The sequence below is a fragment of the Halorubrum luteum genome, assembly GCF_054652935.1.
Genome location: NZ_BAAIGT010000002.1, coordinates 137,338 through 160,877, shown reverse-complemented (window position 1 = coordinate 160,877; position 23,540 = coordinate 137,338). Strand labels below are relative to the sequence as shown.

At 65.8% G+C, this 23,540-nt stretch carries 22 protein-coding genes; 19 read left to right on the top strand and 3 right to left on the bottom strand.

The window, feature by feature from the left end:
• Positions 1-27 precede the first annotated feature (27 nt).
• On the bottom strand, positions 28-756 hold the full coding sequence (locus ACYQ0R_RS00865; RefSeq protein WP_459820443.1) for an SDR family oxidoreductase: 729 nt from the start codon (positions 754-756) through the stop codon (positions 28-30).
• 116 nt (positions 757-872) lie between these two features.
• Positions 873-2,024 carry a signal peptidase I gene (locus ACYQ0R_RS00860; RefSeq protein WP_459820442.1) on the bottom strand — a complete coding sequence of 384 codons (1,152 nt, stop codon included), beginning with the start codon at positions 2,022-2,024 and terminating at the stop codon, positions 873-875.
• Between the two features lie 289 nt (positions 2,025-2,313).
• Between ACYQ0R_RS00860 and sufB the strand changes: the two genes are divergently transcribed.
• The 19 genes from sufB to ACYQ0R_RS00765 all read left to right on the top strand — a co-directional run bounded on the left by sufB (position 2,314) and on the right by ACYQ0R_RS00765 (position 23,156).
• Complete coding sequence (gene sufB, locus ACYQ0R_RS00855; protein ID WP_459820441.1) at positions 2,314-3,744, top strand: Fe-S cluster assembly protein SufB; 1,431 nt, start codon at positions 2,314-2,316, stop codon at positions 3,742-3,744.
• A 4-nt stretch (positions 3,745-3,748) separates the two neighbouring features.
• Positions 3,749-3,889 carry a DUF7563 family protein gene (locus ACYQ0R_RS00850; protein WP_459820440.1) on the top strand — a complete coding sequence of 47 codons (141 nt, stop codon included), beginning with the start codon at positions 3,749-3,751 and terminating at the stop codon, positions 3,887-3,889.
• Between the two features lie 9 nt (positions 3,890-3,898).
• Complete coding sequence (locus ACYQ0R_RS00845; protein ID WP_459820439.1) at positions 3,899-4,267, top strand: hypothetical protein; 369 nt, start codon at positions 3,899-3,901, stop codon at positions 4,265-4,267.
• 176 nt (positions 4,268-4,443) lie between these two features.
• Complete coding sequence (locus tag ACYQ0R_RS00840; RefSeq protein WP_459820437.1) at positions 4,444-5,547, top strand: ABC transporter substrate-binding protein; 1,104 nt, start codon at positions 4,444-4,446, stop codon at positions 5,545-5,547.
• An 11-nt stretch (positions 5,548-5,558) separates the two neighbouring features.
• The gene (locus ACYQ0R_RS00835) at positions 5,559-6,596 is read left to right on the top strand and encodes a FecCD family ABC transporter permease (RefSeq protein ID WP_459820435.1); all 1,038 of its coding nucleotides are present in this window, start codon (positions 5,559-5,561) and stop codon (positions 6,594-6,596) included.
• On the top strand, positions 6,593-7,420 hold the full coding sequence (locus ACYQ0R_RS00830; protein WP_459820434.1) for an ABC transporter ATP-binding protein: 828 nt from the start codon (positions 6,593-6,595) through the stop codon (positions 7,418-7,420). The genes ACYQ0R_RS00835 and ACYQ0R_RS00830 overlap by 4 nt, the downstream gene beginning before the upstream one ends.
• Positions 7,421-7,778: 358 nt before the next feature.
• On the top strand, positions 7,779-9,005 hold the full coding sequence (locus tag ACYQ0R_RS00825) for a hydrogenase small subunit (RefSeq protein ID WP_459820432.1): 1,227 nt from the start codon (positions 7,779-7,781) through the stop codon (positions 9,003-9,005).
• A 2-nt stretch (positions 9,006-9,007) separates the two neighbouring features.
• Complete coding sequence (locus ACYQ0R_RS00820) at positions 9,008-10,576, top strand: nickel-dependent hydrogenase large subunit (protein WP_459820431.1); 1,569 nt, start codon at positions 9,008-9,010, stop codon at positions 10,574-10,576.
• Positions 10,569-11,504, top strand: a complete 936-nt coding sequence (locus tag ACYQ0R_RS00815) for a cytochrome b/b6 domain-containing protein (protein ID WP_459820430.1) — start codon at positions 10,569-10,571, stop codon at positions 11,502-11,504. Before ACYQ0R_RS00820 ends, ACYQ0R_RS00815 begins: the two co-directional genes overlap by 8 nt.
• 18 nt (positions 11,505-11,522) lie before the next feature.
• Positions 11,523-12,206 carry a hydrogenase maturation protease gene (locus ACYQ0R_RS00810; RefSeq protein WP_459820429.1) on the top strand — a complete coding sequence of 228 codons (684 nt, stop codon included), beginning with the start codon at positions 11,523-11,525 and terminating at the stop codon, positions 12,204-12,206.
• Positions 12,203-12,442: a hypothetical protein gene (locus tag ACYQ0R_RS00805; protein ID WP_459820428.1), complete on the top strand. Its 240-nt coding sequence runs from the start codon at positions 12,203-12,205 to the stop codon at positions 12,440-12,442. The genes ACYQ0R_RS00810 and ACYQ0R_RS00805 overlap by 4 nt, the downstream gene beginning before the upstream one ends.
• Positions 12,442-12,939: a HypC/HybG/HupF family hydrogenase formation chaperone gene (locus ACYQ0R_RS00800; RefSeq protein ID WP_459820427.1), complete on the top strand. Its 498-nt coding sequence runs from the start codon at positions 12,442-12,444 to the stop codon at positions 12,937-12,939. Before ACYQ0R_RS00805 ends, ACYQ0R_RS00800 begins: the two co-directional genes overlap by 1 nt.
• A complete protein-coding gene (gene hypD / locus ACYQ0R_RS00795) occupies positions 12,929-14,035 on the top strand; it encodes a hydrogenase formation protein HypD (protein WP_459820425.1) in 1,107 nt (368 codons plus the stop codon). Before ACYQ0R_RS00800 ends, hypD begins: the two co-directional genes overlap by 11 nt.
• 1 nt (position 14,036) lies before the next feature.
• Positions 14,037-15,140 (top strand): hydrogenase expression/formation protein HypE, encoded by a 1,104-nt coding sequence (hypE, locus tag ACYQ0R_RS00790; protein WP_459820424.1) that lies wholly within the window; start codon positions 14,037-14,039, stop codon positions 15,138-15,140.
• 29 nt (positions 15,141-15,169) lie between these two features.
• The gene (locus ACYQ0R_RS00785) at positions 15,170-15,556 is read left to right on the top strand and encodes a hydrogenase maturation nickel metallochaperone HypA/HybF (RefSeq protein ID WP_459820423.1); all 387 of its coding nucleotides are present in this window, start codon (positions 15,170-15,172) and stop codon (positions 15,554-15,556) included.
• Positions 15,553-16,359 carry a hydrogenase nickel incorporation protein HypB gene (gene hypB, locus ACYQ0R_RS00780; RefSeq protein WP_459820422.1) on the top strand — a complete coding sequence of 269 codons (807 nt, stop codon included), beginning with the start codon at positions 15,553-15,555 and terminating at the stop codon, positions 16,357-16,359. The genes ACYQ0R_RS00785 and hypB overlap by 4 nt, the downstream gene beginning before the upstream one ends.
• Complete coding sequence (hypF, locus tag ACYQ0R_RS00775) at positions 16,356-18,863, top strand: carbamoyltransferase HypF (RefSeq protein ID WP_459820421.1); 2,508 nt, start codon at positions 16,356-16,358, stop codon at positions 18,861-18,863. The genes hypB and hypF overlap by 4 nt, the downstream gene beginning before the upstream one ends.
• Before the next feature lie 102 nt (positions 18,864-18,965).
• On the top strand, positions 18,966-21,164 hold the full coding sequence (locus tag ACYQ0R_RS00770; RefSeq protein WP_459820420.1) for an N-6 DNA methylase: 2,199 nt from the start codon (positions 18,966-18,968) through the stop codon (positions 21,162-21,164).
• Positions 21,165-21,455: 291 nt separating this feature from the next.
• Positions 21,456-23,156, top strand: a complete 1,701-nt coding sequence (locus tag ACYQ0R_RS00765; RefSeq protein ID WP_459820419.1) for an L-lactate permease — start codon at positions 21,456-21,458, stop codon at positions 23,154-23,156.
• 62 nt (positions 23,157-23,218) lie between these two features.
• Here ACYQ0R_RS00765 and ACYQ0R_RS00760 read toward each other — a convergent pair whose 3' ends face one another.
• The gene (locus ACYQ0R_RS00760) at positions 23,219-23,458 is read right to left on the bottom strand and encodes a hypothetical protein (RefSeq protein WP_459820418.1); all 240 of its coding nucleotides are present in this window, start codon (positions 23,456-23,458) and stop codon (positions 23,219-23,221) included.
• Between the last annotated feature and the right edge of the window lie 82 nt (positions 23,459-23,540).

Sequence of the window (23,540 nt, the reverse complement as noted above, 5' to 3'; positions counted from 1 at the left end):
TCGGCCCGCGACACGTGACGGCCTCGGTCACCGCATCAGCTCTCCGCCGTTCACGTTCAGCGTCTCGCCCGTGACGAACGTCGCGTCCCTGAGGTACGCGACCGCGTCGGCGATCTCCTCGGGCTGGCCGTATCGATCGACCGGAATCCGTGCCAGCTCCTCGCGTTGTTCCGCCGGCGTCCGGTCGTCGGTCATGGCCGTCTCGACGTGGCCGGGCGCGACCGCGTTCACCCGCACGTCGGGCGCGAAGTCGCCGGCGTGGCTCCGGGTGAGCGAGAGAAGCGCCCCCTTCGAGGCGGCGTAGTGGCACTCGACCGGCGCACCGGTGTGCGCGAGGATCGAGGAGACGTTCGTCACCGAGGGAGCGTCCGTCGACGCTTTGAGGTGCGGGAGCGACGCCTTCGTCACGTTGAACGCGGAGTTGACGTTGACGTCCATGATCCGGTCGAAGTCGTCGGCATCGAGCTGCTTCGTGTACACGTGCTGGTCGATCCCGGCGTTGTTGACGACGTGGTCGACGCCGCCGAACGCGTCGGCGGTCGTCGTCACGAGTCGTGCGGCCGCGTCGGCGTCCGACACGTCCGCCCCCACGACGACGGCGTCTCGCCCCCGGTCGCGTACCGCTTCCGCGACGGCCTCGGCGGCCTCGTCGCTGGTGTGGTAGTTGACGGCGACGTCGTAGCCGTCGTCGGCGAACCGAACTGCGATCGCCCGTCCGATTCCTCTGGAGGATCCCGTCACGAGTGCGGCCGGCATGCCTCCCGGATCGCCTGCCACCGACTTCGTGTTTTCGACCGCGATAACGGACGCGTGCGCCGCTACCGACCGCGTCGATCGAGGTCGAACGATCGCACGAAGTAGGGAGCGGTCGGCTACCGCAACAGCCGTTTCACGCGGACGGTGAACGGAACGTCGCGGGAGGTGTCTCGGAATCGGACCTGGTTGAACCCGATCAGCCCGCCGACGAAGCCGACGAACGCGCCGCCGATGAACAGGTTCAGTGCGGCCAGCGCCGCGTACGGCGACATCGAGTGGAGCCACGTCAACGCACCTTCGGGCATCACGACCAGATACCGGTGCTCCTCGATCGTGATCGTCCGCTCGACGCCCGGCTCGGGCGCGGGTGCGGAGACGGTCGCCGTCGCCGTCTCACCGACCGGTACCCCGAGCGAGTCGGGTTCGACCGCCACGTCGTCGTCCGTCGGCTCGAAGACGAGGAGTAGGGTGATCAGCCCGCCGTTGTGCGCGTCGAACTCCGCCTCCACCGCGTCGCCCGGCTCGACCCCCTCGGCGTCGGCCACCTCGTCGCCGTCGATGACGACGTCCGTCGGCCCGCTCGGCACGATCATCGCCGCGTTCGCGGGCACGAGCACCACGACGAGCAGCAGCACCGCGACCGTCCGCCCGTCGACGCCGTCCGGGTCGTCCAGCGACCGGCTCATGTCGCGCTCCGGGCCGGCGTCCGGGTCGGACCGGAACGAGGCCACGAACAACACCGCGCCGAGCACGAAGATCCACACGCCGACCGTGCCGGGCGAGACGTCCGCATCGAGCCCCAGCGCGTCGACCGCCCCGACCACGGTGCCGAACACGACGCCCTGAATCCCTTCGATCCCGGTGCCGAGATGCGGGATCGTCACCGTCGTATCGCCGATCTGCAGCGCCTCGGCGACGATCCGGTCGTCACCCACGGGTGGCTCCCCGCCGTCCTGATCGGTGAAGGGGTTGGCGTCGCCGCGCGTGATGTACCCCTCGTCGGTCTCGCCGACCACCCGGTGAGTCGTGAGCCCGCCACCCTCGATCTCCTCGGCGTGGAACGTGATCACGTCACCCTCGCTCGGCGGTCCGGCCACCGCGGCCGGGATCGCGACGAAGCCGTCGCCCTCGTCTATCGTCGGCTCCATGCTTCCGGAGTCGACGTACGCGATGAGCGTCGGCTGGCCGAACACCTGGCCGAGCACGAGCGCGGCGAACACGACGACCAAAACCACGACGGCAGCGCGCTCGATGACTCCACGGAGCATGTACTATCGCCGAGTTACACGTCAGCGCACCTGAAGCTTTCTCACGACGAACCCGGAGGAACTTCAGCTGCACGGCAAGCATTCGTCGCCCGCAGAGCGTTCGGGCGGCACATCGAGACGTGTCGATCGAAACACCCGTCGGGTGTTCCGACCGATCTAAGATTCACAACAAAAAATCCGTATTTAAACCTCAGACATTTACCGTGGTCTTTAGATGAAACCATACGTAGTTACTAAAATAGATTTCCGTACAGCACATTTATATTCATAGTATCCGAAGTTCAGTTCGATGAGCTCAAATCAAGACCACCTGAAAGAGACGAACACCGAGGCCCGGTTCGAGTTCAAAAAGGAGGAGAAATCCGCCTTCAAAGCCGATAAGGGGCTGACCGAGGAGACGATCCGGGTCATCTCCGAGGACAAAAACGAGCCCGAGTGGATGCTCGAGCGGCGCCTCCGCGCGCTCGAGCAGTTCAACGCCATGCCGATGCCGACCGACTGGCCGGAGGCTCCCGACATCTCCGAGGTCGACGTCAACGAGATCATCCCGTACATCCGCCCCGACGTCGACGTCCGCGCGGGCGTCGACGACTGGACCGAGCTCCCCGACGAGATCAAAGACACCTTCGACAAACTCGGCATCCCCGAAGCCGAAAAGAACGCCCTCTCCGGCGTCGGTGCTCAGTACGAGTCCGAGGTCGTCTATCAGAACATACAGGAGCGCTGGGAGGAGAAAGGCGTCATCTTCTGTAACATGGACAAGGCGGTCCAAGAGCACGAAGAGCTCGTCAAAGAGCACTTCATGACGAAATGTGTTCCGCCGAGCGACAACAAGTTCGCCGCGCTCCACGGCGCGATCTGGTCGGGCGGCTCGTTCGTCTACGTCCCCGAAAACACCACCGTCGACATGCCCGTCCAGGCGTACTTCCGGATGAACTCCGAAGGGATGGGCCAGTTCGAACACACCCTCATCATCGCCGAGGACGGCGCCGAAGTCCACTACATCGAGGGCTGCTCGGCACCCAAATACTCCGCGTTCAACCTCCACGCCGGCGGCGTCGAAGTGTTCGTCGGCGAGGACGCACACGTCCAGTACTCCACCGTCCAAAACTGGTCGAAAAACACCTACAACCTCAACACCAAACGCGCCATCGCCGAAAAGAACGGCCGCATGGAGTGGATCTCCGGCTCGATGGGCTCGAAAGCCACCATGCTGTACCCCTCGACGATCCTCAAAGGCCGCGGTGCCTCCGACAACCACATCACCATCGCCTTCGCGGGCGAAGGGCAAGACATCGACACCGGCGCGAAAGTGTACCACAACGCGCCCAACACCAAATCCACGATCGAATCGAAATCGATCGCCAAAGACGGCGGCCGCACGAACTACCGCGGGCTAGTCCACATCGCCGACGGCGCCGAAAACTCCTCGACCGCAGTCGAGTGTGACGCGCTCATGTTCGACAACGAGTCGACGTCCGACACCATGCCGTACATGGAGATCAACGAGTCGAAAGTCGACGTCGCACACGAAGCCACCGTCGGCAAAATCGGCGACGAGGACATCTTCTACCTCCAGTCCCGCGGCCTCGACGACGACGACGCCAAACAGATGATCGTCTCCGGCTTCATCGAACCCATCACCGAAGAACTCCCCATCGAATACGCCGTCGAACTCAACCGACTCGTCGAACTCGAAATGGAAGGGTCGCTCGGGTGATAGTATGCCACGGTGTACACACTGCGGAACACACGTGTCACAGCGCTTCGTGAACGTCTTCGGACTGGACGGCGACGGCGTCGTGGCCTGTCCGAGCTGCTCGGGTCGGAGCCACGTCGCTGAGACGATCAGAAAACGCTGCTGAGACGCTCACATGGAACACTGCTTCGCGTGCGACACTGCGTACGGGTACCTCGGCACCACGCCCCACGACGGATCGTGTCCCGACTGCGGCGCCACGACGGTCACGCCAGCCGGCACGCTGGACGTCGTCGACACGACCGTGTGGGAGAGCGCGAACGGGCTCTCGACGCTCCGGATAACGGCGGTTGACGCCGGGTCGCGGCGATTCGAGTTCGAGGTCGCCGCGCGACGCGGGCGTGGAACGCTCGTCCGGCTTGCGATCGAAGGGGTCGCGGTGCCGACCGAAGCGGTCTGGTCGGTCCCGCCCACCGTCGCCACCGTCGTGACCCAACACGGGATCAGAATCGGCGACGATCCGTCGAAACCGACTCCCTGCTGAACGTTACACAACCGGTCGAGGGAGCCAGCGAGCCGTCCCCCGTCCCGGCCAGCTCCGATGTGATGGCTCGGGACGAGGACCGTGCCTCGATTCGAAGATCGCGGCTCGATTCTAGTATTACGATCATGCCCAAAAGTATTATTTTGGGTGTTGATGTAGCTCCAGTACGGGCAAACATGCGCCGATGCTCCCGACGCTCGTTGCTAGCCGGTCTGAGCGCCGGATCACTCGCCGGTGCTGCCGGGTGTGTTGCCGAACCGCTCACCACCGGGACGAACGGCGAGACGATACAGGACCAGGCGGGCAGGGAGGTGACACTCCCGGAGACGGTCGATCGGGTCGTCGGCGTCGGTCCCGGGGCGCTCCGGCTGGTGTGTCATCTCGGACTGGCTTCGCGGGTCGTTGCGGTCGAGTATCCCGAACACGCCGACGATGACTGGACGCCTCCGTACACCCTCGCACATCCCGAGTTCCGTGAGCTCCGGACGGCGGGCCCACAGCACGGCGGCGACGCCGAGTCGATCGTGGAGGCGGCTCCCGACCTGATCGTCGCCGCCACGGAGACGCCGGAGCGGGCCTCCCAGCTCCAGTCCCGTACCGGGGTGCCGACGCTGTGGGTCGATCAGGGCGATTTCGCCGACGGGCGTGACTCACTGTACGCCGCGTGGCGTACCGTGGGAAAGGCGGTGGATCGTCGCGAACGCGCCGAGGAGCTCGTCGAGTTCGTGACGTCGACCCGTGAGGAGCTCAGCACGATGACGACCGACGCCGGCGCGCATCCGTCGGTGTTCGCCGGGGCCGTGAGCCACCGCGGCGGCCAGGGGGTGACCGCAACCGAGGTGCCGTTCCCTCCGTTCGCGATGCTCGGTGTCCGGTCCGTCGCCGGGGAGCTCGCACCGAGCGGGAACGGCGAGAGCGGCGGGACGGTGAAACGAACGATCGCCGCGGAGCGGCTGCTCGAGTGGGACCCCGACACGCTGTTCGTGAACCGAGCCAACCTGGCGATCGTCGAGGCGGAGCTCCCCGGCTCCGGCCTCGATGAACTCTCCGCGTTCCGGAACGGGTCGGTGTTCGGCGTCCATCCACAGTACTACTACGAGTACAACCCGTCGACGATGCTGGCAAACGCCTACTACGTCGGGTCGGTCGTGTACCCGGACGCCGTCGACGGAGTGGATCCGGCGGCGGCGGCCGACCGGGTGTATCGGGCGTTTTACGGGACGGAGCTGTACGACCGGCTGTCCGACGCGTTCGGGCCGTACGGGCGAATCGACCTGTGAGACGGTCCGTCATGGCATCACCAGACCCACACGTCCGATACCGGAAACGGAAACGACGCAAGCTGCTTGCCGGTGTCGGCTCCCTGGTGTTGCTGGCGCTGGCCGTCGCCTGGTCGATCGCCGCCGGCGCTGCCGATCTGTCGGTGCTCGACGTGGTGGCAGTGCTCGCCGGTGACGGGGCACTGGCGGACCGAACGATCGTCTGGCGGATCCGGCTCCCGCGGGTCCTGTCGGCGGTCGCGGCCGGACTCGGACTCTCCGTTGCCGGTGCGGTGATGCAGAAAGTGCTGAACAACCCGCTCGGCTCGCCGTTCACCCTCGGGATATCCCAGGCCGCAGCCTTCGGCGCGGCGATCGCCGTAGTGGTCCTTTCGAGTACCCGGCTGGTGGTGTCACAGTATCTGATCGCCGGCTCGGCGTTTATCTTCTCGCTGCTGTCTGCGGGAGCGATCCTGCTTCTCGTCGTCTACACCCGGGCGACGCCGGAGACGATGATCCTTACCGGTATCGCGCTGGGGTCGCTGTTCGCCGCGGGGACGTCCGCGCTCCAGTATCTCGCCGATCCGTCGGACGTCTCCGCGATCGTGTTCTGGACGTTCGGGGACGTCGGCCGCCCCGGAGTGTCCGAACTGGTCGTGATCTCCGCGGTCGCCCTGCTCGCAACCGGCTACTTCGTGTACAACAGCTGGGATTACACGGTGTTGTCGGCCGGCGACGAAGCCGCTGCGGGGCTGGGCGTCGACGTCGACCGACTGCGGACGAGCGGCATGGTCGTCGCGTCGCTCGTCACCGCGACCGTCACCGCGTTCGTCGGGATAATCAGCTTCGTCGGACTCGTCGTGCCACACATCGTCCGGAAGATCGTCGGAGGTGACGACAGATACGTGATCCCGGTCGCCAGCGTCGTCGGCGGACTGTTGCTTCTCGTCTCCGACACCGTCGCACGTACCGCGTTCGATCCGGTGGTGCTGCCGGTCGGGATTCTGACGGCGTTTCTCGGAGCGCCGCTGTTCCTGTATCTCGTCATCCGTGGGAGGGAGTACTGGTGACCGACCGCGACGCGGCGGACGCGACCGGATCGCCTCCGGTTATCGGCGTCGAGAGTCTCCGGTTCGCCTACGACGACGTTCCCGTCCTCGATGGCGTGGATCTGACCGTCGACGCAGGTGAGCTGGTCGCGCTCGTCGGGCCGAACGGCTCCGGGAAAAGCACGCTGCTGCAGTGTCTCAACGGTATCCTCCGCCCGGACGGGGGGCAGGTGTCGCTGTCGGGCGACGCGGTGTCCACGCTCAGCCGTTCGGAAATCGCGCGTCGGGTCGGCTACGTGCCACAGCGAGAGCGGGGTCGATACCCCACCAGCGTGTTCGATGCGGTGTTGCTCGGGCGACGCCCGCATGCCACCTGGCGTCCCGACGAGGCGGATATCGAGGTCGTCAGCGACCTCCTCGACCGGCTGGAGATCGCCGCGTTGTCCGACCGGCCGCTCGAGGAGCTCAGCGGCGGGCAACGACAGAAGGTGACGATCGCCCGTGCGCTGGCTCAACAGCCGCGGGCGCTGGTGCTCGACGAGCCGACGAGCGATCTCGACGTGAGACACCGGCTGGAGGTGCTCGACGTGCTCGCGGCGGAGCGCGACCGGGGACGCGCGGTCGTGATGGCGATCCACGATCTGAACGTCGCGGCGCGGTACGCCGACCGGATCGCGATGCTCAGCGACGGCGAGCTGTACGCGGTCGGGAGTCCGGAGGTGTTGACGCCGGAGACGATCGCCGACGTGTACGGCGTTCGGGCGGACGTCCTCGACAGGGACGGTCGGCGGATCGTCGTCCTCGATGCGCCAACGGACCAGCCGCTGACCAACCCGGACCGGTAGCCATCGGCACATCCTCTACGTGTGACCGTTGTGTGGTGTAACACACGGGGCGAAAACGACTCGTCAAGGCGAAAACGACTCGCCGGCACGAACCACGGCGGCCGATCTTCGTCCCCAGCGAATTAATATATAAAACCTGTACTATTCAGGGGTGCATTAATTATGAATGATGTAGATCTTTCGTATGGAACCAACAAACATCGGAGAAACACGGACTTCCATGAACGAAGTTCCAGTACTTCCGGTCGAGTAGTAACGAACAACGACTCCGGTGTCAGTGTCGAAACGGGTCGGGCACCGACACCGAACGAGTGGCGGACGGACGCGACGGACCGAACCAACCGTACACACCACGACGATGTCACGATCACATACGGACGAATCCGGAGGTGGTGGCGGCGGCACCGTTTCCTCCCGCCGGAACTTCCTGCAGCTTGCTGCAGGAGCCGCGGCGGGAACCGTCATCACACAGTACAGCACCGAAATCGGATCGGCGTTTGAGCAAGTAACTGAGGGGGATATCGAGGTGGCCTGGCTCCAGGGTCAGTCGTGTACCGGCTGTACGATCTCGGTTCTGCAAGGCCAGTACCCATCGCTCGAGGAAGTGTTGAGCGAGTTCCGCCTCGACGTCACGTTCCACCCGACGATCATGCCCGAAGCGGGGGCTCCGGCGATCGAGGCGATGAGCACGGAGCCGGACGTGTTGATCATCGAGGGGTCGATTCCGGTGGATATCCCGGAGGCGGCGACCGTCGGCCAGACCGCTGACGGGGCGAGCAAACCCATGGTCGACTGGGTCCAGGAGCTCGCCCCCGAGTCGGAGTACGTGATCGCGGTCGGTAACTGTGCCTCCTTCGGCGGCTGGCCGGCCGCCGAGAACAAACGGAACCTCCACGATCTGGGCACGAACGTGACCGGGGCTCGCGGCCTCCAGTTCGAGAAGTTGGAGGATAGAGGCGTCCTCGGCCCGGACTTCACCTCCGGTGCGGGGCTGCCGGTCGTCAACCTCGCGGGCTGTCCCGTCCATCCGGACTACGTGCTGTTGACGATCGCGACCGTGCTGAACGGCCACGTTCCGGAGCTGGACGAGTACAACCGACCGAAACCGTTCTACGAACCGCTGGTGCACGATAACTGCCCGCTTCGAGGCTACTTCGACCGCGGGGAGTTCGCCGAAAAACCCGGCGACGAGGGGTGTCTGATCAAGGCCGGCTGTGCCGGACCGTACACCCACTGTGACGACCAGAGCCGGCTCTGGAACGACGGCACCAGCGTCTGTCTCAACGTCGGTGCGCCGTGTATCGGCTGTATGGAGCCCGGCTTCTGGGACCGGTTCGCGCCGATGGAAGCCGAGATCGAGCGCCAGTCGTTCTTCGGCTCGGCCACGGCCGAACAGGCGGGCTGGGCCGGCGTCGTCGCGGCGGGCGTCGGGATCGGAGCCCACGCGGTCCGGAAGGCGACCGGGTACGGCGACGTCGACGACCGCGCCGAGGCGAAGACGGCGACGGGAGACACCGACGAGCAGGCGGAGACGGTCACGGAATCGACGGGTGAACAGTCAGCCGACGAATCCGAGGAGCGCTAACAATGGTCGAAGTCACCATCGATCCAACCACGCGAATAGAGGGGCATCACGGAACGACCCTTGAGGTCGAGGACGGCCAGGTCGTCGAGGCCAAAAGCCAGATGAAGATGTTCCGCGGGGCGGAGATCGTCACGATCGGTCGCAGCCCGCGTGACGCCGCACAGCTCACCGGCATGGTGTGTGGCGTCTGTTTCCTCTGTCATCGACTGTGTTCGTCGAAGGCGTCGGAGGACGCCGCGATGAACGCGGGGGTGTACGAGGGGCCGCCGCGCAACGCCGTTCTGCTTCGCGACGCCGCGGAGGGGATCTTCTACCTGTGGAACCACGCGATCCACCTGTTCGCGCTCGCCGGGCCGGATTACAGCGACGCCGTCGCCGGCACCGGCTTCGACCGGATCGATCCGCTCGAGGGGGAAGGGTATCAGAGCGCGCTGGCGAACCAGCGCAAGCTGATGAAAGCGCTGACCGAGTTCGGCGGCCGTGCCCCCCACCCGGTCGGCTACATCCCCGGCGGGCTGGCGACGAAGCCCGACGCCTCGACGATCCAGCAGGTGAAATCCCGGGTTGCCGAGGTAAGCCGGTGGCTCGGGCCGACTGACGCGGTGCCCGAACTGATCGAGAACGTCCAGAACGACGAGTTCGACCCGGCGCTCGGCGAGGGACTGCACGACATCGTCTCGATCCTGGTCGGCGCGGCGGAGATGGGTGCGGCGGAGCTCGGCGAGGGGCCCAACCGGTTTTACAGCAACGGCATCTTCGTCGACCCCGACACCGACGAGCTGTTCCTGCCGCGGGGCGTGTACCGCGACGGCGGGGTCGAACGCCTGAGCAAAGCGGAGGTCGTCGAGGGGATCACCGAGGACACGGAGTACTCCTGGTACACCGACGAGTCCGGCGGCCCGCCGACGGAAGCACCCCCGCCGGAGCCGGATCTGGACAAGGACGACGCGTATTCGTGGGGGAAGGCACCGCGGTTCGACGGCCAGTCGATGGAGGTCGGACCGCTGGCTCGATTGGTCGTGGCCGACCTCGACCCGTTCGACCTCAGAGCGAACCTGGGCGGCGGTGCGGCCGAAAGCAACACGCTCAACCGACTGATCGCCCGTGCCCAGGAGGCGCTTGTCGTCCGCGATCAGGTGCTCGACTGGCTGGACGCGATCGACCCGGCCGAGCCGTTCGTCAACGAGTTCCCGACCGAGTTCACCGGCAAAGGTGTCGGCCTGTTCGAGCCGTCGCGGGGAGCGCTGTCACACTACGTCGACATCGAGGACGGCACGATCGAGCGCTACCAGATCATCACGCCGACGCTGTGGAACATCGGGCCGCGTGACGGCGAGGGACAGCCGAGCATCATGGAGGAGGCCGTCGTCGGCGACCCGGTCGACGACGTGGAACACCCCCTCGACATCCTGCGGACGGTCCGATCGTTCGACCCGTGTCTGGCGTGTGCGGTCCACGTTCGGAGCCCGAGCGCGGAGTACGAGACCGTGATCGAGCCAGCACGCCCGGAGATGGAGGGCGGCCCCGGCGCGTGCGAACTCGGGGACCCCCCCGTGGTCGACGATGACTGACCGTCACGGAGAGCTGACCGAGTCGGGGGCGGGCTCGGAAACGGTCAGATCCGACGGCGGTCAGCCCGCCGAGGACCGCGTGACCGACTCCGGTGACGGGAGGATCGCCGAACGGCTGCCGGGCGGGTCGGTTGCCACCGACGTCTGGTGGGGGTTGGCGGCTCGCTACGAGCCGTATCTGACGCTCGAATCGGAGGATAAAGAGCCGATCAAACGATGGGGACTCGGGTCGATCGTCTCTCACTGGCTGCTGGTCGTGTTGATGGTCGTCGTCGCCGGGACGGGGTTCCTCTTCTGGACCGGCTGGTACGGCCCGCTCAACGTCGGCATCTGGGACGGGTACCAGCTGTCGTTTTACCTCCACACCTACGGTGGAGTAGTGATAACAGCGATCGCGCTGCTCGTCTTCCCGATGTATCACAAGTTCGCCGACGGACACAAGCTGCTCGTTACCCCCACGCAGATCAAAGAGAATCTCGTCATCGCGCTGTCGTTCCTCGGGCTACTGAACTACATCCCGGGCTACAAGAACGCACGCCGGACCTACGACGAGGACGAGTCGGAGTGGGTCGGGTATCATCCGATGCAGACGGTGTTCTGGTACGTGACGTGGCTGTTCGTGGTCGTGCTCACTCTCACCGGATTCGCGCTGTGGAAGGCGCTGGCGATGGAGCCCGCGTGGTGGATCGCCGCCCTCGGCTTCATGGAGGGGTGGGCCACCTACGAGACGATGCTGCGGCTGCATCTGATCGCGACGTTCTGGGTGCTGGCGGCCATCGCAGTGCACGCCTACTTCGCGGTCCTGCCCGGTAACTGGGACTTCCTCCGATCGATGGTCTTCGGGACGGTAAACGGGTGGCGAGTTAGCGAGGAGACACGGTCGGAGATGGAGGAGTCGTTCCCGTCGGAGGGACGAGACGATGACTGATCGAACGTGGAGCCACAGATGACGACGACGGACCGGTCCGACGACGCGACCGCGGAACGTCTACGGGCGGACGAGGAGAGCGACCCGGAGGCCGCGGTCGTCGGCGTCGGCAACCGACTGCTGCGGGATGACGGCGTCGGGCCGCGCGTGATCGACGTCCTCGAGCGGTCGCTTGACGCACCGTCCGAAACGGTTCGTCTCTACGATGCGGGGACGACCGGATTCTTCGCGCTCGAAGCGCTGAGCGGCTGCGATCGGGCGATCGTCGTCGACGCGATACGGACGGGCAAAGAGCCGGGAACGATCCGGGAGTACCGGTTCAAAGACGGCGGGTTCGATGATGAGGTGCCGCAGGTGACGATGCACGACGTCTCCTTCACCGAGGCGCTCACCTTCGCACGTGACGTCTACGAGCTGCCCGACGACGTTCGAATCATCGGCGTCGAACCCGGATCGTTGAACACGGGGCTCGAGCTCACCGACCCGGTACGGGAGGCGATTCCGGAGATTCTCGACCGGATCGCGAGCTACGAGCCGGCTATCGCCCCGGATGAGCTGTCTGCGTTCGATCCGGACGACGAAACGACGGTCGGGCTCGACGAGAAGTCAGCGGTCCAGCCGGGCGAGAAGTCAGCGATCGACACAGAACGACCCCATGACGACACCCAGACACCGACCACACGAGAGGTGAGAGACCCATGAAATCAGAATGGTACTGCACGGACTGCGAGACGCGGATCAGTAGCGACGAGATCGATGATCACGAGGCGCGGGACCACCACGTCAAGGGTCAGCTACAGCCCGATCGACTGATCGGGAACGACCCACACAACGTGACGGTGCTGAAAAGCGGGGAGGAAGACGACGAGTCAGGGCGCGGTACCCTCGATGACGTGGGCCACGGAGACGAAACGACCGACTCGGAGGTGATCGACTGATGTGTCTGGGAATCCCCGGAGAGATCCTGGAGATCGACGGCCACGAGGCTCGCGCTGAGTTCTGGAACGTGGAGAAAACCGTCCGGCTCGACATCGTCGGCGACACCGTCGAGGAGGGTGATTACGTGTTGAACCACGCGGGGTTCGCGATCCGCAAGATCCCCGAGGAGGAAGTCGAGGAAACGATGGCGATCTACGAATCGTTCCTCGAGGGCGACGAGGACGAGGCGCTCGAAGAGATCGGTGCGACGGACGCGACGCTCGAGTTCGGCGAGCGACCGGCCGCGATGGACGGAACGAGCTCGGCGACCGTCACTTCCGATCCGGGAGATCGGCGGCGAGGGCCCGAGACGGAACCCCGGCAGCGAGGATCGGAACACCGGGACCGAGCGGAGCGGCCGGAACACCGGGACCGAGCGGAGCGGCCGGAACACCGGGACCGAGCGGAGCGGCCGGAACACCGCGACGAAACGGAGGGACTGACCGATGGCGAGTGAGGCGACCCTGCAGTTCCGTGACCCCGACGCAGCCCGGGAGATCGCCGACCGGATCGAGGAGCTGATGGCCGAAGTCGACGAGCCCGTGAGCCTGATGCACGTCTGTGGCTCCCACGAGCAGGCGATCGCGAAGTTCGGCTTGCGAAGCATGCTACCGGACGGGCTCACGGTGCGGATGGGGCCGGGCTGTCCGGTCTGTGTCACGAACATGCCGGAGGTCGACGAGGCGGTCGCACTGGCGGAGGACGGCGCGATCGTGGCGACGTACGGAGACATGTATCGGGTCCCGGGAACGAAGCGGAGTCTCGCGGACGCGAGCGCGGCAGGCGCGGACGTCGAGATCGTCTACTCCGCCAGCGAGGCGGTCGAACTCGCCGAGGAGCACCCCGACCGGGAGGTCGTCTTCTTCGCGACCGGCTTCGAGACGACCGCCGCGCCGACCGCCGCGATCCTCGCCGCCGGCCCGCCGGCGAACGTCTCCGTGCTGTCGGCGCACAAGTACGTCCCACCAGCGATGGAAGTCGTCGCAGAGCTCCCGGAGACGGATATCGACGGCTTTCTCGCGGCGGGACACGCGGCGACGATCACCGGCTACGGACTGTTCGACGAGTTCGTCGACGAACACGAGATTCCGGTCGTCGTCGGCGGGTTCGAACCGCTCGACGTTCTGCTCGGCGTCGAGCGACTCCTCGAACACGTTCGAGACGGGAGAGCAGGGCTGGAGAACGCCTATCCGCGGTGTGTCACCGAGGAGGGTAACACCGCCGCGCTGGAGACGATGTGGGAGGTGTTCGAGACCACCGCCGGCGAGTGGCGTGGGATCGCCGACATCCCCGACGCGAACCTCGAGCTGCGCGAGGCGTACGCCGAGCACGACGCCCGCGAGCGGTTCGCGATCGATCCGGACGTCGGGGCGGCCGACCCCCTGACGGAGCAGTGCCTCTGCGGGGATATCATGGCCGGGACGGCCGACCCGGACGAGTGCGAGCTGTTCGGCGAGGAGTGTACGCCGTCGAATCCGGTCGGTGCGTGTATGGTGAGCAGCGAAGGCACCTGCAAGATATGGCTCGAGTACGGCGGGAGGCCCGATCTCTGAGATGACCCGAAACGACGCGACGGCCGAGCGAGCGGAGCCGGACACGGTCGCGGAGGACGGAGAGGTCGTAACCCTCGCGCACGGCGCGGGCGGCGAGGCGATGCGAGAGCTGGTCGATAAGCTTGCCGTCTCGCGATTCGGAGACGCGACGAGCGACGCGACGGAAGCCGCGAAGCCGGGAGCCGTCGGGCTGCCGGATCTGGACGACGGGTCGGCACACCCGCTGGCGATGGGCGACGCGTCGATCGTGCTCACGACCGACAGCCACGTGGTGAGCCCGCCCGTGTTCCCCGGCGGCGACATCGGCCGCCTGTCGGTTGCGGGAACGGTCAACGACCTCGCGGTGATGGGTGCGACGGAGCCACTGGCGCTCACCTGCTCGCTGGTGGTCGAGGCGGGAACGCCGACGGCGGAGCTGGAGGAGATACTGGAGTCGATGCGGGAGGCCTGCGAGGACGCCGGCGTCGCGATCACGACCGGCGACACCAAGGTGATGGGTAACGGGGAGCTCGACGGTCCGGTGATCAACACCACCGGGATCGGCGCGATCGATCCCGAGGCGGTCGTGACGGACGCCGGACTCTCGCCGGGGGATGCGATCGTCGTCTCCGGAACGGTCGGCGACCACGGGATCGCGCTGCTGTCCGAACGCGAGGGGTTCGATTTCGGCGGCGAGCTGGAAAGCGACGTCGCACCGGTAAACGATCTCGTGGCGGCGGCGGTCGACGCCGGGCGAGTGACCGCGATGAAGGACCCGACCCGCGGCGGACTGGCGACGACGCTCAACGAGATGGCGGAGAAGGCGGCCGCCGGCATCGAGATCGAGGAGCGGGCGATCCCGGTCGACGACGCGATCGCCTCCGCCGGGGAGGTGCTCGGCATCGATCCGCTGTCGGTCGCCAACGAGGGCAAGGTCGTTCTCGGCGTCGACCCGGCCGACGACGAGGCGGTGCTCGAGGCGATACGCAGCCACCCGCTCGGATCGGACGCGGCGATCGTCGGACGAGCGACCGAGGAGAACACGGGACGGGTCGTCCTGGACACCGGCTTCGGACGGCGGTACCTGAGCGAACCCGCCGGGGAGGCGCTGCCGCGGATCTGCTGACTGGCCGACCGAACGCGAAAGGAGACACCATGCACGAACTCAGCATCGCGATGGGGATCGTCGAACGCGCGCTCGAGGCCGCCGAGACACGCGGCGCGGAGACGGTCGACCGACTCACCGTCGAACTCGGCGCGGCGACCCACGTCAACCCCGACCAGCTTCGGTTCTGTGTCGAGACGGCAACCGACGGGACCGCCGCGGCCGAAGCGACCGTCGATATCGAGCAAACCGCGCCGCGCGGCAGATGTGACTGCGGCTGGGAGGGTGAGCCGGAGGCGCTGGAGTCGGCGATGGTGTACGCCCCGGACGTGCGGTGTCCGGAGTGTGGCGATCGAACCGAGCTGATCAGCGGACGCGAGTGCCGGCTCGCCGCGGTCGAGATTCCGGACGAACGACTAACTCACCACGAACGATGACCTACCACACGAACGGCACGCTGGTACGGACGCTGGACAGGCCGCTCGAGACAGCCGATCTGCTCCGTGACGTCGTCGACGTCGCGATCGGTCCGCTCCGTCTCCACCGGTTCGGACACGATCACGACCACGGTCACGACGACGCCGCGAGCGACGTCGAGGCCGACGTGCTCGCCGCGGTACGCGAGCGGGCCGGGGAGCTCCATGAAACGCTTGCCCACGACCACGGCGTCCACTGCGTCGAGTTCGCCGGGTCGACCGGCGGCGGCAAGACGATGCTGATCGAGCGGCTGATCGAGCGGTCGCCGGACGACGAGACGATCGGCGCGATCGTCGGCGACGTCGCCGGCGAGGACGACGCATTGCGGCTTCGCGAGCGGGGCGTCCAAGTCGAGAACGTCAACACGGGCAAGGAGTGTCACCTCGATCCGACGCTCGTTTCGGAGGCGATCGACGCCTTCGATCTCGACGAACTCGACACGCTGTATCTGGAGAACGTCGGGAACATGGTCTGTCCGGCCGACTTTCCGCTCGGGGCGAACCAGCGAGTGCTCGTCGTCAGCACGACCGAAGGCGACGACGTCGTCCGGAAACATCCGATGTTGGTCCAGACGGCCGACGCGGTCGTGATAAACAAAGTCGACGTGGCGGAGGCGGTCGGCACCGATGTCGATCGGATCCGGTCGGACGTGGAGACGATCGCCCCGGAGACGGCGGTGTTCGAGACCGACGCGAAAAACGGCGCTGGCGTCGGTCCACTGGCCGCCGCGCTCGACGACGAGCGCGGACACCACGACACATGACGGACGCTGTAACCGAACACGACGACGTGATCCGGGTGGAGCTGACGGTCACCGGCGTGGTGCAGGCGGTGGGGTTCCGACCGTTCGTCTACCGCCGGGCGACCGCCCACGACCTCGGCGGATCGGTCCGGAACACCGGCGACGCCGGCGTCGATATCGTCCTCGAGGGACCCGAGGACGCCGTCGACGCGTTTCTGACGGAGCTGCGGGAGCGGCCGCCGCCGCTTTCAGTCGTCGAGTCGATCGAGATCGAACGGCGAGAGTCCATCGCGGCCGAACACCGAGGGTCGTTCGAGATAGCGGCGTCCACGGACGATGACGGAGGGTCGGGCACGATCCCCCCGGACACCGGAATCTGTGACGCGTGTCTCGCGGATCTCCACGACGCCGAGTCGCGATATCACGGCTACTGGGCGACCTCGTGTGTCGACTGCGGCCCGCGATACACCGTCATCGAGGCACTACCGTACGATCGTCCGCGGACGACCATGGCGGAGTTCCCGTTGTGTAAAGCGTGTCACGAGGAGTACACCGACCCCACCGACCGGCGATACCACGCCCAGACGATCGCCTGTCCCGACTGTGGACCATCCCTCTCGTTGCTGGATCGTGATCGTGAGGCGCGAACCGAGGGCGAGGACGCGATCGCCGAGGCGAGCAGACGCCTCACCGACGGGGAGATTCTCGCGGTCCGTGGCATCGGCGGAACCCACCTGGCCTGCCTCGCGACCGACACGGCAGCGGTCACGCGGCTCCGCGAACGCACCGACCGACCGGGGAAGCCGTTCGCTCTGATGGCCGAGTCGGTCGAGGCGGTCGAGCGGTTCGCACGCGTCGGCGACGAGGAACGAACGTTGCTGTCGGACGTGCGACGACCGATCGTCGTCCTCGAGACCGCGACCGACCCCGAAGATCGACCCGCGTGGCTGGAGACGGTCGCACCCGGGCTCCACACCGTCGGCGTGATGTTGCCGTACGCCGGATTACACCACCTGCTTTTCGAGCGGCTCGAGGAGCCGCTGGTGATGACGAGCGCGAACCGTCCCGGAGAGCCGATGGCGCTCACCGTCGACGCGATCTACGAGAGCCTCGACGGCGTGATAGACGCCGCGCTCGTCCACGACCGGGAGATCGCCGCCCGGTGTGATGACAGCGTCGTCCGCGTCGTCGACGGGACCCGGCGGTTCGTTCGACGGTCCCGCGGCTGGGTTCCGCGGCCGTTACCGCGTCGAACGACGGGACCGACGGTGCTCGCGTTCGGGGCGGAGTTCGACAACACGGTCGCGATCGCACGCGACGACGAAGTACTCGTGTCACAACATCTCGGCGACGTCGACGGGCCGGAGACCGAACGGTTCCTCCAATCGACCGTGAGACACCTGACCGAGCTGTTCGGAGCGGATCCCGAGCTCGTCGCCTGCGATCTCCACCCCGAGTTTCTCACCTCGAAGCTGGCCGACGCCTACGCCGACCGGAGCGTCGACCGAGGCGGCGAGACGGCGACGTCGACGGATGGGGTCGGCTCGGTGGACGATGTCGACCCGACGACGCCGATCCGGGTCCAACACCACCACGCTCACGCGGCGGGGTTGCTCGGGGAACACGACCGAGACCGCGGGATCGTGATCACCATCGACGGAACCGGATACGGACCCGACGAGACGATCTGGGGTGGGGAGATCCTCGACGCAACACGTGGATCGTTCGAGCGAGTTGGCGGGCTCGGCTCCGTCCGACTCCCGGGCGGCGAGGCGGCCGTTCGACGACCCGCGCGCATCCTTGCGGGAGTGCTGGAGGACGACGACAGAGTCGATCGACTGCTCGCCGAGCGAGCCGGGCTGTCCCGGACCGAGGCGGCGACCGTTCGAGAGAGCGTCGAGGCGGGCGTTAACGCTCCCGAAACCACGAGCGCCGGGCGATATCTCGATGCAACAAGCGCACTGTTGAACGTCTGCACGGAACGTCGCTATCAGGGTGAGCCAGCGATCCGCCTCGAGGCGGCGGCCGCCACGTCCGACCCCGTCGAAATCGGCCACGAGCGTGGAGCCCCCGCCGACGAACCGGGCGAGCTATCGGTGCCGTACACTACCCGCGACGGGACGACCGTGATCGATACGCCGCGATTGCTCCGCCGGCTGGATCGGCTCCATGAGACGCGCTCGAGCGAGACCGTCGCCGCGACCGCGCAAGCGGCTCTCGCCGAGGGGGTAGCGACGGTCGCGGTGCGGATGGCGTCGGACCGCGACGTGCCGGCGGTCGGCGTCACCGGCGGCGTGGCGTACAACGAGGCTATCTCGCGACGGGTTCGGGAGACGGTCGAGCGCGCCGGCCTGCAGTTCATCGCGCCCACGCGAGTCCCTCCGGGCGACGCCGGTATCGCGTACGGACAGGCGATCGTCGCGAGCGCACGGGCGAACGGGCGGTCCGAGTCCGAGCGCACACGGTCCAACTCAGAGCGCGTGCGGTCCAGCTCAGAGCGCGCGCGGTCCAACTCCGAGCGTTGAGCACCGGCGGTACCGACGACGGCGCGTATCGTCGCCGTTCGTCTCGTACCATCTTTACAAGACAAGCGGCGAGAAACACGGTACCGACCACTGACGGTTCCTATGCCAGACCACACATCGCTCCGCAGCACGTGGGGAACGGGGAGTCACTTATATGACCGATACACGTCGAACGCGGCCACGGAGCTGGCGTCCAGCGAGACGCTGCAGGCGGCCCACGAGGAGTGGGTGCAGTTCGTGATCACGCATCACGGAGACGTGTTCGAGGAGGTCGACGTCGAAAACCCGCGCGAACGGCTGTTCATCGAGACGCTCTACTACGACCTGGTCGTCGATCGGTTCATCGAGTTCGCCGAGCGGTCGTTCGGATGTCGCCTCGTCAACCGGGAGGCGACGGCAAACACCGACGCGCTCTCGTTCGAGTTCGGCTCGCTCCACGAGTCGATCATCGATACGGACCGGGTCGACCGGACGGTCGCGGAGTCGATCGGGGCGCGTCCGCTGGTGGAGGTGGACGCCGCGTTCCTCAGACGGCTTCACGAGAGCGTCGTCTCCGACGGGCTGCGCCGCCAGCTCGGGCAGTACTACACCCCACGTGGCGTGGCAGAACTCGCCGTGGCTGAACTCGAGGTCCACGACTACGGACAAGAGACGTTTCTCGACCCGGGCTGTGGCTCGGGGGTCTTTCTCGCCGCGTGTATCGAGGCGAAGCGGGAGGCATTGCGCGATGCTCGCTCGCCGGACGCGCTCGTCGACGCCATCACGAAGACGGTGTACGGCATCGACCTGAACCCCGTGGCGGTCAAAAGCGCGAAGCTGCAGTATCTTCTCACGTTGGGTCCACTCCTCGATGCGTCCGATGTCGACGCGGTGGAGCTGCCGGTGTTTCTGGCCGACGCCCTCGAGCTTACCGGGACGCATCGGCTCCGATTCGGCGGCGACGAGCTCGACCGTACCGTCGACCATCTGGTCGGGAACCCCCCGTGGATCACCTGGGGAAACCTCTCCGAGTCGGTTCGAGACGCATGGCGCAACACGTACGCGACGGAGTTGGATCTGCTCCCACACCGCGGCGCCGAACGGCGGCTGGGCCACGCCAACGACGACGTGTCGGTGCCGTTCGTCTGGGTCTGTATGCACCGGTATCTTGCCGAGGAGGGTGACGCCAGCTTCGTCCTGAAGCGGGACGTGATGACGGGGCCGGCCGGGAAGCTGCTCCGCAGCCAACGGGTGAACGGGCGTCCGGTCGCAGTACGGCAGATCCACGACCTCAACGGATTACGACCCTTCGGCGGGGATGCAGCCGTGAACGCCGCCGTCTACACGTTCGACGCCGACAGCGAGCCCGCGTTTCCGATCGCGGTCGACTCGTGGACGAACGCGGGCCGCACGCCCGACTTCTCGACGATCGGCGCGATGCGGAACACGATAGCACACGAGACCACCGGCGTGATCCCCGTCGATGAGGACGACCCATCCTCCGCGTGGATCAGGAAGGACGCCAGAAACCGGGCGCTGGGCGAGTGTGAACAGGAGATCCGACACGGCGTGAAAGACGACGCCAAAAGCGTGTACAGCATCGATCGAGCGCAGCTCGAGGAGCTGGAACGCGACCACATCTATCCGTATCTCAGATCCAAGCACGTGGTGAAGTACGGCCTGTTCGGCTACGATCTGCATCTCGTCCCGATCCGGAAGGCGAACGAGGACAACGAGTCCGAGCTCCGACGAGCCTGCCCGAGGACGTACGACTACCTCGAGTCGAACAGACGGACGCTCGAGGATCGCTCGTCGACGTGGCTGAAGCAGGGAACGTTTTACAACGTGTTCGGGGTCGGCGAGTACACCTGGTCGGAGTACAAGGTCGTCTGGTGCCGTCTCGGGTTCAAACCGCATTTCGCGGTCGTCAGCAGCGTCGAGGATGCGGATCTCGGCGAGAAAACGGTCGTCCCCGGGGATCATCTCATGTTCGTTTCGACGGACAGCGAACACGAGGCGCATTTCCTCTGCGGGCTGCTCAACTCCGCCGTGTATCAGGCGGCGCTCCGCGACATCGCCTCGGGCGGAAAGTCGAGCCTCTCGAAGGCCGTCGTTTCCCGGCTGTCGCTCCCCGAGTACGACGGCTCCGCGATCGCGACCCGTCTCGCCGAGCGCTCGATGGACGCCCACGACATCGTCCCGAGACACACCGACGTGAGCAAGCGGACGTACAACCGGACGGAGATCGAGGCGGTAACCACGATCCAAGCCGAGATCGACGAGCTCGCCGAGCGGCTGCTGGCGCGGGGCGAGTCGCAGTGAGTCCGGAGCGCGGAACGCGGCGTATCGGCAGCTGACACGCCGTTACCCTATCACCGCGGCAAATCAGTCGTTTTTGTTCCGAATAATGAGTGAATATCGTGTTTTATCCAAAAATTTCGGTTTTACATTACAGAAATATACTTGAATGCTTCGCACGTAATGTAACCATGAGCAACAACATAACCAGGTTTTTGTACATTATAGAAACTTTTTTTAGTTACTCAAACGGGATAGCTGCTCCGTTTCACTACCGAACAATTGGTCGGAGAATTCGTGTCGGAGGAGGTAGTGATGAGTGAGCCGTTGTTGGCGGTTGCGGCGGCGCTTCCGCTTGCTATCGCGGGAGCGTTGCTTGTCGGGGCTCTCTGGCCGGCGACGAAAGCGATGCCGGTTGCCTGGGTGACGGCCGCACTCGTGGCGGCGACGGTCTGGCAGCTTCCGGTCCGATGGATTGCGGCGGCGACGACGTGGGGAGTGCTGCTGGCAATCGAGATTCTCTGGATCGTGTTCGGCGCACTAGTGTTGCTATATACGCTCAAGCAGGCAGGCGCAATAGCACGGATCACCGAAGGGTTCGCCACGATCAGCAACGACCATCGAGTGCAGACGGTTCTCGTCGGTTTCTTTCTCACGACGTTCTTGACGGGAGTTGCGGGGTTTGGTACCCCCGCGGCGATCGTTGCACCGTTGTTAGTCGCTCTCGGATTTCCGGCCCTAGCAGCTGTCGTCGTCGCGCTTCTCGGGCACGCGATCGCAACGACGTTTGGTGCTGTCGGAGTCCCGATCCAGCCGGGCGTGACCGACGCCGTCGAATCGGTCGATGGGGTTTCCGCATCCGAGGCGGCAGTGTTCGCCGCGGATGTCAGCGGTGTCATTGCCGCCTACCACCTCCTTCCCGGACTCCTCATGCCGTTGGTTACCGTCTCGATGCTCGTCTACTTTTTCGGGGATGTTTCCGATCGGTCGATTGCAGCGGTACGGCCCGTCGTTCCGCTCGCGGTGTTCGCCGGAGCGGCGTTCATCATTCCGTTCGCAGTGACCGCTACGTTCGTTGGTCCGGAGTTGCCCTCCATTATCGCGCCGATGGTCGGTGGAGGCGTGACGGCTGCGGTGCTCAAGCGCGGCCTGTTGCTCCCGGAAGACGAATGGCGACTCCCGGAAGCGAACGAGTGGCCGGAGACGTGGACGAACGCGACTGACGTGAAGCAGTCGGCGGGCTCCGGCGCCGGATCGGGAGTGATAACTGACGGTGGAGCGCCGATCTCTCTCGCACGAGCATGGGTACCGTACCTCCTCCTCGTCGTGCTGCTTGTGGGGACGCGCGACTTCACCCCGATCGGGACGGTTCTCACTGATGTTGAGGTGCTCGCTCCGACATGGACCGGAATATTTGCAACGAGTATCACGAACAGTGTCAGATGGGCATACGCGCCGGGGACGTGGCTCATCGTCACCGCGCTCGCCACGATTCCGCTGTACGGACTCTCCCGCGCCGAAGTCAAGCAGGCATGGCGGGAAGCCGGCGAGACTACAGCGGGTCCCGCCGTAGCGCTCGTGTGTATCATCGGTACGGTCGGCATTCTGCTCCATTCGGGCCAGTTCCCGGGAGCCCCCGGTAACAAGAGCATGATGCTCGCTCTCGCTGATGGGGTCGGCGGGGCGCTCGATGGAATGTATACGGTCGTGGTAGCTCCGATCGGCGTCGTCGGGACGTTCGTGACCGGCTCCGTCATGGTGTCGAACGTCACGTTCACCGCCATGCAGTACGAGCTGGCCGGTGATATCGGTCTCGACCGAACTCACGTCGTCGCTGCACAGGCGGCTGCGGGAGCGATGGGGAACGCGATCTCCATCCACAACGTGATCGCTGCGCTGGCCACGGTCGGCCTCGTCGGCAAGGAAGGTGTAGTCATCAGGATAAATCTGCTTCCAGTGGTGGCGTACACGCTCGTCATCATCCTCCTGCTGTCAGCCACGAGCGTGCTCGCCTGAGATCTTGCCTACAGCCGAGGTCCCTCCGTTCACGGTGTGAACCTCGAGGAGGATGTGACGCGTCACTCCAGTTCGTTGAGATCCGTAACGAGAGATGCGACTTCCGAACCGTCGAGAGCCACCTCCACGGCGTTTCCCTCGTCGTCCTCGAAAGCGAACTTGACCTGATCGCCGAACGCTCGCGCGCTGGCGTCGGTCACGTCGTAGAGCTTCGCTTCCGCGGTCGTCGTCGACGCACCGACGTGTTTGACCGTTCCGTCCTTCAACTCGACAATGAAGTCGTCGAGGTCGATCGTGAGCATCACTCGATGTTCGTCTCAGATCGTAATACTCTGTCGACAGTCCGCCTCCGCGTTCGTCCCTTTCGGGGAGGGTCGGTCGAAG

Excerpts from the sequence above, each read along its gene's own strand:
- ACYQ0R_RS00785 (WP_459820423.1), top strand. The coding sequence starts at position 15,170 with ATGCACGAACTCAGCATCGCGATGGGGATCGTCGAACGCGCGCTCGAG.
- ACYQ0R_RS00865 (WP_459820443.1), bottom strand. The coding sequence starts at position 756 with ATGCCGGCCGCACTCGTGACGGGATCCTCCAGAGGAATCGGACGGGCG.
- hypF (WP_459820421.1), top strand. The coding sequence starts at position 16,356 with ATGACGGACGCTGTAACCGAACACGACGACGTGATCCGGGTGGAGCTG.
- ACYQ0R_RS00765 (WP_459820419.1), top strand. The coding sequence starts at position 21,456 with ATGAGTGAGCCGTTGTTGGCGGTTGCGGCGGCGCTTCCGCTTGCTATC.
- hypD (WP_459820425.1), top strand. The coding sequence starts at position 12,929 with ATGGCGAGTGAGGCGACCCTGCAGTTCCGTGACCCCGACGCAGCCCGG.
- ACYQ0R_RS00805 (WP_459820428.1), top strand. The coding sequence starts at position 12,203 with ATGAAATCAGAATGGTACTGCACGGACTGCGAGACGCGGATCAGTAGC.
- ACYQ0R_RS00815 (WP_459820430.1), top strand. The coding sequence starts at position 10,569 with ATGACTGACCGTCACGGAGAGCTGACCGAGTCGGGGGCGGGCTCGGAA.
- ACYQ0R_RS00800 (WP_459820427.1), top strand. The coding sequence starts at position 12,442 with ATGTGTCTGGGAATCCCCGGAGAGATCCTGGAGATCGACGGCCACGAG.
- ACYQ0R_RS00820 (WP_459820431.1), top strand. The coding sequence starts at position 9,008 with ATGGTCGAAGTCACCATCGATCCAACCACGCGAATAGAGGGGCATCAC.
- hypE (WP_459820424.1), top strand. The coding sequence starts at position 14,037 with ATGACCCGAAACGACGCGACGGCCGAGCGAGCGGAGCCGGACACGGTC.
- ACYQ0R_RS00835 (WP_459820435.1), top strand. The coding sequence starts at position 5,559 with ATGGCATCACCAGACCCACACGTCCGATACCGGAAACGGAAACGACGC.
- ACYQ0R_RS00825 (WP_459820432.1), top strand. The coding sequence starts at position 7,779 with ATGTCACGATCACATACGGACGAATCCGGAGGTGGTGGCGGCGGCACC.
- ACYQ0R_RS00770 (WP_459820420.1), top strand. The coding sequence starts at position 18,966 with ATGCCAGACCACACATCGCTCCGCAGCACGTGGGGAACGGGGAGTCAC.
- ACYQ0R_RS00840 (WP_459820437.1), top strand. The coding sequence starts at position 4,444 with ATGCGCCGATGCTCCCGACGCTCGTTGCTAGCCGGTCTGAGCGCCGGA.
- ACYQ0R_RS00845 (WP_459820439.1), top strand. The coding sequence starts at position 3,899 with ATGGAACACTGCTTCGCGTGCGACACTGCGTACGGGTACCTCGGCACC.
- ACYQ0R_RS00760 (WP_459820418.1), bottom strand. The coding sequence starts at position 23,458 with ATGCTCACGATCGACCTCGACGACTTCATTGTCGAGTTGAAGGACGGA.
- ACYQ0R_RS00850 (WP_459820440.1), top strand. The coding sequence starts at position 3,749 with ATGCCACGGTGTACACACTGCGGAACACACGTGTCACAGCGCTTCGTG.
- ACYQ0R_RS00860 (WP_459820442.1), bottom strand. The coding sequence starts at position 2,024 with ATGCTCCGTGGAGTCATCGAGCGCGCTGCCGTCGTGGTTTTGGTCGTC.
- sufB (WP_459820441.1), top strand. The coding sequence starts at position 2,314 with ATGAGCTCAAATCAAGACCACCTGAAAGAGACGAACACCGAGGCCCGG.
- ACYQ0R_RS00810 (WP_459820429.1), top strand. The coding sequence starts at position 11,523 with ATGACGACGACGGACCGGTCCGACGACGCGACCGCGGAACGTCTACGG.
- hypB (WP_459820422.1), top strand. The coding sequence starts at position 15,553 with ATGACCTACCACACGAACGGCACGCTGGTACGGACGCTGGACAGGCCG.